The organism is Microcoleus sp. MOSTC5 (assembly GCF_036701825.1).
GTDB lineage: Bacteria > Cyanobacteriota > Cyanobacteriia > Cyanobacteriales > Microcoleaceae > Microcoleus > Microcoleus asticus.
Genome location: NZ_JAUBRK010000029.1, coordinates 20,726 through 32,455 on the forward strand (window position 1 = coordinate 20,726; position 11,730 = coordinate 32,455).

Here is an 11,730-nt window from a genome sequence, read left to right on the forward strand (position 1 = left end):
AATAGCAGGCTATTATGCTTGCAGCGCTAATTTACTTGACCGCACCCAGCTAGCAGCTAACTTGTTGCGAGACAATATCCCCAACTATCCCCTCCTGCTATGCTGGTTGCGAAATAGGCAAGGCAGTCGATCGATGCAAGCTAGAGGCTTGGGAAAGCGCTTACTACGTCATGCCTTCGAGAATGCACTGAATTTATCCCAAAATATGGAAATTTAGGCCATCAGAATAGATGTTATAGACGAACCAGCTCAAGAATTTTACAAAAAGTGCGGTTTCTTGGAGTCTCTTGATACTCATTTTTCACTCTTTATTCTGATGAGTAAAATTAAACACGCAGCAAATTGGTAGCTCTCTAACTCATGACTCTAACTGATAAATTTTACTTTTATTGTGCAGCCATCGAGCGATCGTCCGAACCAGCCCAACAAAATTTATACACATAAGACGGCAAATACAACACAACGTATACGGTTTGCCACAATACCCGAATCGCTCGCACCCCGTACATTAGGAAGAGTAAACAAAAGCAGTCGAAAGCTGTAGCGGTGCAAGCCTCACGGATGCAACCGTCCCTCAACAGGTTCGGTAAATACCCCTTCATCGCAAGGTCTACCGCCCGCAGTATAGAGATAAGCACCCTATCGAAGACTGTATTAAAGCAGGACTCAGTACCCGTAAACCGCGAGGTAAAATCGCAGTCCTGAATAACCAGACTATCGCACAGATAGAACACCAAAATTTTGTAGAAATTGGAGCCGGAACACCCCTATGGGAAAAGTAGTTGGAATTGACTTAGGTACGACAAACTCCTGCGTCGCAGTTATGGAAGGCGGCAAACCCACCGTCATAGCCAACGCCGAAGGGGGTCGCACCACACCTTCCGTAGTAGCATATGCTAAAAATGGCGATCAACTTGTCGGACAAATCGCCAAGCGTCAAGCCGTGATGAATGCCGAAAACACCTTTTACTCAGTAAAACGGTTTATCGGGCGTCGGGTTGATGAAGTAACCCACGAAACCACTGAAGTTTCATACAAAGTCCTCAAAGTCGGCAACAGCCTTAAACTAGACTGTCCCGCCCGCGGCAAGCAATTTGCCCCAGAAGAAATTTCTGCACAAGTTCTCCGCAAACTGGTAGAAGACGCCAGTAAATACCTCGGCGAAACAGTTACCCAAGCGGTAATTACTGTTCCTGCTTACTTCAACGACTCCCAGCGCCAAGCTACGAAAGACGCTGGTAAAATTGCCGGGATTGAAGTGCTGCGGATTATTAACGAACCTACAGCGGCCGCTTTAGCTTACGGATTAGATAAAAAGAGCAACGAAACCATCCTCGTATTTGACTTAGGTGGCGGTACTTTCGACGTATCTATTCTAGAAGTGGGCGACGGCGTATTTGAAGTGCTAGCAACTTCTGGAGACACTCACCTCGGCGGTGACGACTTCGACAAAAAAATCGTCGATTTCATCGCTAATGAATTCCAAAGAGCCGAAGGAATTGACCTCCGCAAAGACAAACAAGCACTGCAACGCCTGACGGAAGCAGCAGAAAAAGCCAAGATTGAACTTTCGAGCGTTACCCAAGCAGAAATCAACCTGCCGTTTATTACCGCGACTCAAGACGGGCCAAAACACTTGGACACAACTTTGACGCGGGGCAAATTTGAAGAACTCTGCTCAGATTTGATCGATCGCTCTCGCATCCCCGTAGAAAATGCGATCCGGGACGCCAAATTAGACAAATCTGCAATTAATGAAGTCGTCTTAGTGGGCGGTTCTACACGTATTCCGGCGGTGCAAGAACTGGTCAAAAAAATCCTCGGCAAAGACCCCAACCAAACGGTAAACCCGGACGAAGTGGTCGCAGTTGGTGCAGCAATTCAAGCCGGCGTGCTCTCCGGCGAAGTCAAAGACATCTTGTTGCTCGACGTTACCCCGCTCTCTCTTGGCGTCGAAACCTTGGGCGGCGTGATGACCAAAATCATTCCCCGCAACACCACAATTCCTACCAAGAAGTCGGAAACTTTCTCGACTGCTGTAGACGGCCAAACAAACGTGGAAATTCACGTTTTGCAAGGCGAACGGGAAATGGCCAATGATAACAAGGATTTGGGAACCTTCCGCTTAGATGGAGTTCCTCCAGCCCCCCGTGGCGTACCTCAAATTGAAGTTACTTTCGATATCGATGCTAACGGTATTTTGAATGTAGCTGCTAAGGATAAAGGTACTGGCAAGGAACAATCGATTAGCATTACTGGTGCTTCTACTTTGCCCAGCAATGAAGTCGATCGCATGGTGAAGGAAGCCGAATCGAATGCTTCTGCTGACAAGGAACGTCGCGAAAAGATCGATCGCAAAAACCAAGGCGATTCTTTAGCCTATCAAATTGAGAAGCAGTTGGCAGAATTGGGTGATAAAGTTCCCGCTGCTGACAAGACTAAGGTTGAAGGGTTGATCAAAGACTTGCGCGATGCGATCGAGAGTGAAGATGACGATCGCATCAAAACCTTGACAACCGAGTTGCAGCAAGCGTTCTACGCTGTCAGCAGCAACCTGTACCAGCAAGCAGGCGGCCCGACTGACGGCCCTGGCGGCCCTGGCGGCCCTGGTGGCTATGGAGACGGCGGCCCCACTGGCGGCGGCGACGACGTGATTGACGCCGACTTCACTGAAGGCAACAAATAAAAGGCTAAATTAAAAGCCTCCAGCTAGAAGCAAGAAACCCGGTTTTGAACAGAAACCGGGTTTCTGTGCATTCAAAAACAAACCAAAGCCGATCGCCCAAAGTCAGTAAAAATCTGCTTGAGGCATAGTGAAAAAACTTGAATATGCTTCAATAAATATCATAAACTAGCAGTAATATCGCAATCGAGAGCAATTAAATGTCACGTTCTCCTCTACAAAATTCCTCCCCCAATACTCCCAGTCCATCTCATGTAGCATCCTTGCGCCGACTCCGCCGGGTCAGCCATTTACTAGACAATGCAATTCCGATTCCCGGCACAAAATACCGCATCGGACTCGATCCGATATTGGGACTTATACCGGGCGGCGGCGATTTTATCAGTTCAATCTTTGCAGGCTATGTTGTCTTCAAATCCGCTCAAATGGGAGTGCCTCAAGAGACTTTAGTAAAAATGGCTGCTAACATCGTATTTGATACAGTCGCCGGCACGGTACCAGTGGCCGGAGACTTGTTGGATGTTACTTGGAAAGCTAATGTCAAAAATATAGAATTGCTGGATGCTCATTTAGGTTCCCCCGAACCTGGGAAAAAAGCCGATTGGCTATTTGTGGCGGCGTTGCTGTTGGGTTTGATGTTAATTGTCGGAGGTGTAATTTTCTTGAGCGTGATGCTTTTTGGGTGGTTATTTCAAGTGATTACAGGGCGTTGAGTTTTGGTTTTAGGATAAAGAGAAATTACTCTATCTGTGTCAGGTCGATCTCATCTGGTATAAATTGTACTTAAACAATTAAGTTTTAGTAGGATGACTGACCAGTAAAAACATCGGGATTTAGGATAATTTATGCTTGACAAATAATTTCTAACTATGAGCTAGGAAAAAACTGTTAGGTGTTCTAAAGAATCTCAAGTAATACTAAAATTTCTCAGGGTTTTAAAATTCAACCAACCCATGCCAAGAAAAGTTCTGGTGCTCTTACTCAGAAGAGATATGTGCCAGAAATCGGACTTATTGAGCAGAGTCTATTAAAGCACTTCGGAGACATCAAAGACCAAGCAGCATCTGACTTGTGTCAAAAGTGAGATGCTGCCGTTCCTCTGACCGAAATCGAGGTGGATCGGCACTTCTTAGATTTCAAATGGGTTCTATAATATAAAGCGATCGCCCTCTCTTGACCTAAAAAATATATCTTAAGAGTATTGACAAATATTATTAAATGTGTATCTTATTCTTGAGTTTCTTTTAAATTAGCTATTTACGCGATCGCCCTTGAGTCCGATAATATAGTGATATAATGCAGACTATAATATCAATTTGATATAAATGCTTGAATTATCAGCCCTTGGGCTGCTACAGTGGCAACCCCTGCACGGCTATCGGCTAAAGCAACAACTGGAGCTGTTTATGAGCAGTTGCATCAGCGTCAACTACGGAGCGATTTACCCCTTGCTGAAGCGCTTGGAAGAGCGAGGGGAGATTTCGGTAATTGCCGAAGAAGCCGGAGATGCGGGCTGTCCGCGCAAAATCTACGGAATTACCGCCAAAGGGCGCGAACTCTGGAGGGAAAAAATGCTCGAACACCCTCAAGAAAGCTGGGTTAACAGCGGTTCCCGGTTCCAAATCAAGTTTTTCTTTTTTGGCGACTTAGAACCGGAAGAACGGATGAAATTGTTGGAACACCGCTTGCGAGCCTGTTACACCCGGCAAGACTACATCGAAAGCCTCAAGAGCGAATATCCACTAACCGACGACTATCAATTCGCCTCTCGCGATCGCTGCAAGTCAGTGCTGGCGTCAGACATAGAGTGGTTAACCGAGCAACTAGCCAAGGAAAAAAGCGCGATCGCAGGAGTGCGTGACTCCCCAACCTCCGCTGAATCCGGCGACTCCCAGGGAAAAATCCTTCTAACTCACCCACTCAGGTAAGCCATAAGAAGGATGTCTTATCTTCCATGGAAAGCGTAACTTTTGAAAGATAAAAAACAACTTTCCTAAAAATAATCACCCCCGGCTTGACTAACTGCGATCGGACTAAAGCCAAGCACAAACCCTAACCCCATTAAAAAGGGACTTTCCAGATTCCATCCCTTTTAAAAGAGCTTTCCAAATTCCCCCCTGTTTGAGGGGGGCGCCGAGGGAATCAAAGATCCCGCCAAAGTCTCAGTAAGTCAGACGTTAAAAAAAAATCTAAGTGGTGCTGCCAATGAGTTATTCTAAATCCCCAGAATCCGTGGTTGAAGCTGAAGAGCAAAAATCTGCCACACCGGAACTTCACCCAACCGATGCAGAAGCAGACAGCGATCGACCGCAGGATTTGGCCCCCGTTGCCGATAGCCCCGAACCTGTCGCTAAACCGCGATCGCGCTGGCCCCTAATTGCCGCGATCGCGATCGTCACAGGCGCAGCAGCTTTCGGCTGGTACTCGTGGCAATCGGGTCATAATCGCGCGCAGCAACCGGCAGCAGCAGCCCAACCCCAAGGCATACCAGTCAAGCTTGCAGCCGTACAAACCAGCTCAGTCCAAGATTCCTCGGAATTTGTCAGCAGCTTAGAAGCCAAGCGTTCGGTAGAAATCAAACCCGAAGCAGAAGGGCTAGTCACGGAGATTTTTGTCAAATCCGGGGACTTCATAAACCAAGGGCAACCCATCGCCCGCATAAAAAGCGACAGCGCCCAAGCTGACTTGAGGCAATCCCAAGCCAACCTGATTCGCGCTCAATCGCACTTAGCAGAATTGCAAGCAGGAACTAGGCCCGAAGAAATCGCCCAAGCTCAAGCCCAAGTCGCCCAAGCCCAAGCCAACCTAGCCCAACTGCGATCGGGCAGTCGGCCAGAAGAAATTGGTCAAGCCCAAGCCCGCGTTTCCCAAGCTGAAGCCGACCTCGCCGACGCCCAAACAGGTAGCCTCTTAGAAGACATCGCCCAAGCCAGAGCGCAAATAGAGGCAAGCACAGCCGAAGCAAAGTTAGCCAGCCAGCAGCTTGCCAGATATCAGGCATTGGCACGAGAAGGGGCAGAATCCGCCAACACCCTCGAGGAATACACCCAAAAAGAAGGCACCGCCAAAGCCAATCTCCGAGAAGCTCAAAGGCGGTTCCAGCAGCGGCAAAAAAACAGACAAGCCGAGATAGAGCGCCGGACAGCAGCTTTGCAACAGCAGCGGCAAGCTTTGCGGCAATTGCAAAACGGTTCGCGTCCAGAGGAAATAGCCAAAGCCGAAGCAGAAGTCGCACAAGCCAGGAGCAGATTAGCCGAGTTAGCCAACGGTACGCGCCAAGAACAGCTCGATCAAGCTGAAGCGCAAGTTGCCGAGGCCGCCGCTCAAGTGCGCGGCTTTGAAGTACAACTGCAAGAAACTGCTGTCATCGCGCCCTTCGCGGGAGTCATTGGCGACATACCAGTGAAAGTAGGTGATAACTTGCAAAAAGGTGATGCCATTGCCACCCTGACTGAGAACCAATTGCTAGACTTGCGGTTATCAATTCCTTTGGAACGGATGCCTCAATTACGCTTAGGGTTGCCAGTACAAATGCTCGACGCTCAAGGTAAGGCGATCGCCCAAGGTCAAATCAGTTTTATCTCCCCGAACGTCAGCGCCAATTCCCAAACAATTTTAGCTAAAGCCACCTTTCCCAACCCCAGCGGCGAACTGCTTAATCTCCAGTTTGTAAAAGCTAAAGTCATCTGGAAACAGAACCCCGGAATTTTAGTTCCAGTAACAGCAGTCACTCGCTTAGGTGGGCAAACTTTTGTCTTCACAGCTCAAAGGCCGGAACAGCCAAAACCTGGAATGCCTCCTTTAGTAGCCCGACAAAAGCCCGTGAAATTGGGAGCCATTGAGGGGAATAATTATCAAGTTATCGAAGGTTTGCAAGCCGGGGAAAAAATTATTACCGCAGGCATCCTTAACCTGACTGACGGCGCTCCGATTATGGCTCAAGAGGAAGGGAAAGGAGCCGGGGAAAAATTACCAGTAGAAAGCAAAAAATAAGGTATGTAGTTGCGCTTCAGCGCTCTTAATTCGCCTCTGAAGAGCGCTGAAGCGCAACAGCGTACCTTATGTATGTGAAACTACTTGATTGCTCAGCTCTTAAAAAAGGGGAAATTTTAATTTTTGACGTAAGTCTAATTAGGCACCAGAGATTAGGAATTAGAAATTACGAATTATCAACTAACAACTACCCATTACCCAAATAATGTTTGCAGATTTCTTTATTAAACGACCAGTCTTTGCTAGCGTCTGCGCCTTAATTATTATCTTGGTAGGCGCAATTAGCATTCCGAGCCTGCCTATCGAGCGATTCCCCGACATCAGCCCCACCCAAATCAACGTCACAGCTAACTATAGCGGGGCGAGTGCTGAAATTGTCGAAAATGCTGTTACGAACATCCTAGAAAGGCAAATCAACGGTGTTGAAGGACTCAAATATCTAACTTCCAGTAGTAGTAACGATGGCACCAGCACCATCACAGCTACCTTTGACCCGTCACGCAACAAAGATATCGCCGCCGTCGATGTTCAAAATCGAGTTGCAGTTGCTCAACCACAACTACCAGATGCCGTACAGCGCACAGGAGTTAGAGTTACAAAACAATCTACAAGTCTCCTATTAGCGATCGGCTTATTTACAGAAAATAAAGAATACGACACCATATTTTTAAGCAACTACGCTGACCTATATTTGGCAGATGCCTTAAAACGGGTAAAAGGTGTGGGCGAGGTACGAATTTTTGGGGAACGCCGCTATGCAATGCGTTTATGGATAGACCCCAATAAATTAGCAGCTCGCAGTCTCACAATGCAAGATGTAACGAGCGCTCTTAACGAACAAAACTTGCAAGTTGGTGCTGGGAGAGTTGGCCAAGAACCTGCTCCACAGGGGCAAATGTATCAAATTGACTTGCGTGCTGAAAGTCGCCTGAAAGAACCAGCAGAATTTGAAGAAATCGTCCTCAAAACAGAGACAAATGGAACGTTAGTTAAATTAAAAGATGTGGGGAGAGCAGAACTAGGGGCAGAGAATTACAGCTCATTTCTGCGATTTCGAGGCAATGATGCAGTAGGTTTAGGGATTTACCAACTGCCTGGAAGTAATGCTTTGAATGTTGCCCACGCCGTCAAAACCGAAATGGAAAAACTAGCGGTTGGTTTTCCTCCGGGGTTGATCCATAGAGTAGCGCTGGACACGACTTTGTTTGTAGAAGAGTCGATGGCAGAAGTAGTCAAGACATTATTTGAAGCAGTCTTGCTAGTGGTGATAGTGATTTTTGTTTTCTTGCAAGACTGGCGCACAACTATTATTCCTACCGTCACAATTCCAATTTCTTTGATCGGGACGTTTGCCTTTATCAAAGTTTTCGGATTTACGATTAACAGTTTATCTCTGTTTGGTCTGACATTAGCGACGGGATTAGTGGTTGATGACGCTATCATTGTAGTAGAAAATATTGACCGCCTGATCCGCCAAGGTATGAATGCCCGCGAAGCGGCTTTTGAGTCTATGCGGGAGCTTTTTAGCGCTGTAATTGCGACTTCTTTAGTGTTGATGGCAGTGTTCGTGCCAGTGGCATTTTTTCCCGGAACGACAGGAGCGCTTTACAAACAATTTGCGCTGACAATTGCTTTTTCAGTATTGCTTTCTACCTTTATTGCAATTACTCTTACGCCCTCACTTTCAGCTATATTATTGCGTCGAGGTCAGAAGTTTGGGGGCCCGCTAGGTTGGGTTTTTGACAAGTTTAATGGAGTTCTCGATTGGGTACAGCGGCAATATCGCAAATCCTTAATATTTCTCACAGGGATTAAGACTATTGTCACCCTCGTGTTCATCGCTTCTCTGGGAGTAACAGCTTGGCTTTATTTATCAGTCCCCACAGCATTTATCCCGGAAGAAGATCAGGGCTATTTTCTGACAATTATTCAAGGGCCCCAAGGTGTTTCGCTGCAATACACTCAGAAAGTAATGGATCAAGTAGAAGAAGAAATCCTAAAACTTCCTGAAGTTGTCGGAACTTTTTCAGTGGGTGGATTTGGTTTTAGCGGTAGCACTTCTAATCAAGGCATTATATTTACTACACTTAAAGCCTGGGATGAACGTCACGGAGAAGATCAAACTGTACAAGGGATTATTAATAAGTTGCGGGGTAGATTTGGGGCGATTCCAGAAGCTAGAATTTTCCCGGTGAATCCGCCAGCTATTCAGGGTTTAGGTCAATTTGGAGGCTTCCAATTTCAATTGCAAGACCGCAAAGGTAACAGCGGTTTAGATGCTCTGGTTGAGGCGATGGGCGGGATTTTGAAGCAGGCGAATCAGACGCCCGGATTACAGGCGGTATTTAGTACGTTTGCTGCGAATACGCCTCAGTTAATTGTGGAAGTTGACCGCAATCGGGCTAAGGCTTTGGATATTTCTGTTAATGATGTTTTCAGTACGCTACAAACGGCTCTGGGTGCTCAGTATGTGAACGATTTTAACCTCCAGCAGCGCAATTACCGGGTTTATGTCCAGGCGGACAAACAGTTTCGTGATAACCCTGAAGATATTGGGAAATTGTATGTGCGTTCTGGAAAGAATGAAATGGTTTCTTTGAGCAATTTGGTGAAGATAACTCCGGTGGTGGGAGCACAAACTGTTAACCACTACAATTTATATAGGTCAATTGAAATTACTGGCTCTCCGGCTCCGGGAGCGAGTTCTGGACAGGCGCTAAAATCGATGGAAAAGGTGTCGGCTGAAGTTTTGCCCTCGGGTTTTGGCTATGAATGGTCGGGGAGTTCTTTAGAAGAAATTGAGTCCGGCGGTCAAGCACCGATTATTTTCGGTTTGGGGCTGATTTTTGTGTTCTTGGTGTTGGCTGCGCAGTATGAAAATTATGTCGATCCATTCATTATTTTGCTATCGGTGCCTCTGGCGATTTTAGGAGCGCTTTTAGCTCAGTCGTTGCGGGGTTTGGCGAATGATGTTTATTGCCAGATTGGTTTAGTGATGTTGATTGGATTGGCTAGTAAAAATGCGATTTTAATCGTGGAGTTTGCGAACCAGTTACGGGAGCGGGGATATCCAATTGCTAAGGCGGCAGTTGAGGCTTCTCAAGAGCGTTTACGACCGATTTTGATGACTTCTCTGGCTTTCATTTTGGGTATTGCTCCTCTAGTTAACCCAGAAGGTGCGGGTGCAGCCAGCCGCCGATCGCTAGGAAATGCGATCGCGGGGGGGATGGTTGTTTCTACTTTCTTGAGTTTGTTTATGGTGCCGGTTCTTTATGTGGTGGTTGTCTCGGCTCGCGATCGCTTTAAAAAGCGCGATCGCCCGCAAAATCCGCCCGAGGATGGCACAATTTTGAACGGGAAAACAACTCCTCACGAGGAGATTGAACGCGATAAAGTATCGCCGTTGTAGTTGGTAATTAGTTCCTTCAACTATCCCGTTAGTGGCTCTTTCTTCAAAATACCCGACTATCTGTGTCACCCACTTTTGTATTGTGGTGACGCTGTGGGGCCACTCTCGGGGAATATTTTTTGTGCAGGTAGCGATCGCCCGATCGCCCTCCATCGTGCAATAATAATATGACTTGCACAAAAACTCTATTAGTAGGGTGAGCATTGCCCCACTTACTACTACAGGTAGCGTCTCAACTGTCAACCCGTGCAAATTCCCACTTAAACCGGCTGTTGCACTACACAATTTTTTCCTAATGGCTGAAGTCCCCCTAAATCCCGCAGAACTTGCAGAAGCCCTCAACGGCTTTACCGATATCAATTTCCAATTGCCAGACCCCGAAGACGAACAACTACCAGACTTTGATTTTGAAAATCAGGTTGACAATGCCTGGAAAGTGTGCGATCGCTTCGACTTGCAGACCGACATTTGGCGGGGACGCATTCTCCGAACAGTTAGAGACAGAGAAAAAAAAGGCGGCGAAGGACGCGGCACAGGGTTTTTGAACTGGCTCAAAGAAAGAGAAATTGGCAAAAGTCAAGCCTATTCTTTGATAGAATTAGCTAATAGTGCCGATACTCTGATCCAGCAAGGAGATTTAGACCCAAATTCCATTAGAAACTTCAGCAAAAGAGCCTTTGTAGAAACGGCCAAAGCATCTCCCGAAGTCCAGCAAATGGTAACAGATGCAGCAGCAAATGGCGATCGCATCACCCGCCGCGAAGTCAAACAACTCTCCGACGAATGGATGGCAATGAACTCAGATTTATTGCCCGAAGAAGTCAAAGAAAAAGCATCTACTGGTTCTTTACCTTCCCGCTACCTCGCTCCTTTAGTCAAAGAAATGGAGAAACTCTCCCCATCTCACCAAAGCGAAATTCAAAAAGAAGTAGCAGAAAATCCCGACGTAGATACTGTCAAACAGCTAACTTCCGACGCCAAAAACTTATCAAAATATCTCGACGCCGCCGCCCAAGTGCAAGCTCTCAATCAGTCTCATTTAGACATGGAAATGGCCTTAGAAGAATCTTTGCGAGTCGGCTGTTTGGGAACCACCGCCGACGTTGTAAAACAAGCCGCACAGCTAGAACAAACAGTAGTCAAACTCTACACCATTTGGAAACGCTTAGGCAGTTTGGCAGATAGATTGTACGTGGATACAGGAGCAAGCACACCGAATTTGCGGTTGCTTTTGGGATGCTTAGACAGTCTTTCGGGAGAAAAGATTGAAGTGGATTTTGGAGACGGAGAACGCTCTATTCGCTTGCAAATTTTCAGCGAATAGCTCAACCTTGACCGCAGATAAACACTAACTTCCAGGCTCATTATCGGCGTCTAGCCCTGTTCATCTACGGTTAAAATTTCTAATTTTTTTCCAAAGATAGCGGGGATTCAAATAACGCCGATATTTGGTAACTACTTCTTTCCCCAACAGCAGCACGCTAATCCAAAAACAAACTTCTGCCCCAACAGCCAAAACGACAGATAAAGTAGTTTTTTGGGTAATGTCCAGCGGCAGGAATGGCACAACAAATAAGACTGCTAACCATGGTACAAAAGATACGATAAATAAAAACAAACCGAGCTTCTGCATAGATTCACATAA

Annotated in this window: 7 protein-coding genes and 1 pseudogene; 6 read left to right on the top strand and 2 right to left on the bottom strand. The window is 46.7% G+C overall.

Annotated features, from left to right (window positions below; translation table 11 throughout):
* Positions 1–769: 769 nt before the first annotated feature.
* The 5 genes from dnaK (at position 770) to QUA54_RS17365 (ending at position 10,085) form a co-directional block, all read left to right on the top strand.
* Positions 770–2,686, top strand: coding sequence for a molecular chaperone DnaK (gene dnaK / locus QUA54_RS17345; protein ID WP_172190135.1), 1,917 nt, complete (start codon positions 770–772; stop codon positions 2,684–2,686).
* Positions 2,687–2,883: 197 nt separating this feature from the next.
* Positions 2,884–3,396, top strand: a complete 513-nt coding sequence (locus QUA54_RS17350; protein WP_333202173.1) for a DUF4112 domain-containing protein — start codon at positions 2,884–2,886, stop codon at positions 3,394–3,396.
* 612 nt (positions 3,397–4,008) lie between these two features.
* Positions 4,009–4,611, top strand: a complete 603-nt coding sequence (locus tag QUA54_RS17355) for a PadR family transcriptional regulator (RefSeq protein ID WP_172190133.1) — start codon at positions 4,009–4,011, stop codon at positions 4,609–4,611.
* A 277-nt stretch (positions 4,612–4,888) separates the two neighbouring features.
* Positions 4,889–6,676: an efflux RND transporter periplasmic adaptor subunit gene (locus QUA54_RS17360; RefSeq protein WP_333202171.1), complete on the top strand. Its 1,788-nt coding sequence runs from the start codon at positions 4,889–4,891 to the stop codon at positions 6,674–6,676.
* Positions 6,677–6,881: 205 nt separating this feature from the next.
* Positions 6,882–10,085 carry an efflux RND transporter permease subunit gene (locus QUA54_RS17365; protein WP_333415595.1) on the top strand — a complete coding sequence of 1,068 codons (3,204 nt, stop codon included), beginning with the start codon at positions 6,882–6,884 and terminating at the stop codon, positions 10,083–10,085.
* A 54-nt stretch (positions 10,086–10,139) separates the two neighbouring features.
* Here the strand turns inward: QUA54_RS17365 and QUA54_RS34490 are convergent.
* A pseudogene (locus QUA54_RS34490) lies at positions 10,140–10,289 on the bottom strand (hypothetical protein); the annotation flags it as partial.
* A gap of 91 nt (positions 10,290–10,380) precedes the next feature.
* On the opposite strand from QUA54_RS34490, the gene QUA54_RS17375 reads away from it, so the two are divergent.
* The gene (locus QUA54_RS17375) at positions 10,381–11,409 is read left to right on the top strand and encodes a hypothetical protein (protein WP_333415597.1); all 1,029 of its coding nucleotides are present in this window, start codon (positions 10,381–10,383) and stop codon (positions 11,407–11,409) included.
* Positions 11,410–11,469: 60 nt separating this feature from the next.
* On the opposite strand, the gene QUA54_RS17380 is transcribed toward QUA54_RS17375, so the two are convergent.
* Positions 11,470–11,718 (bottom strand): transporter suffix domain-containing protein, encoded by a 249-nt coding sequence (locus QUA54_RS17380; RefSeq protein ID WP_333202159.1) that lies wholly within the window; start codon positions 11,716–11,718, stop codon positions 11,470–11,472.
* Positions 11,719–11,730: the final 12 nt, after the last annotated feature.

Excerpts from the sequence above, each read along its gene's own strand:
- dnaK (WP_172190135.1), top strand. The coding sequence starts at position 770 with ATGGGAAAAGTAGTTGGAATTGACTTAGGTACGACAAACTCCTGCGTC.
- QUA54_RS17365 (WP_333415595.1), top strand. The coding sequence starts at position 6,882 with ATGTTTGCAGATTTCTTTATTAAACGACCAGTCTTTGCTAGCGTCTGC.
- QUA54_RS17350 (WP_333202173.1), top strand. The coding sequence starts at position 2,884 with ATGTCACGTTCTCCTCTACAAAATTCCTCCCCCAATACTCCCAGTCCA.
- QUA54_RS17355 (WP_172190133.1), top strand. The coding sequence starts at position 4,009 with ATGCTTGAATTATCAGCCCTTGGGCTGCTACAGTGGCAACCCCTGCAC.
- QUA54_RS17380 (WP_333202159.1), bottom strand. The coding sequence starts at position 11,718 with ATGCAGAAGCTCGGTTTGTTTTTATTTATCGTATCTTTTGTACCATGG.
- QUA54_RS17360 (WP_333202171.1), top strand. The coding sequence starts at position 4,889 with ATGAGTTATTCTAAATCCCCAGAATCCGTGGTTGAAGCTGAAGAGCAA.
- QUA54_RS17375 (WP_333415597.1), top strand. The coding sequence starts at position 10,381 with ATGGCTGAAGTCCCCCTAAATCCCGCAGAACTTGCAGAAGCCCTCAAC.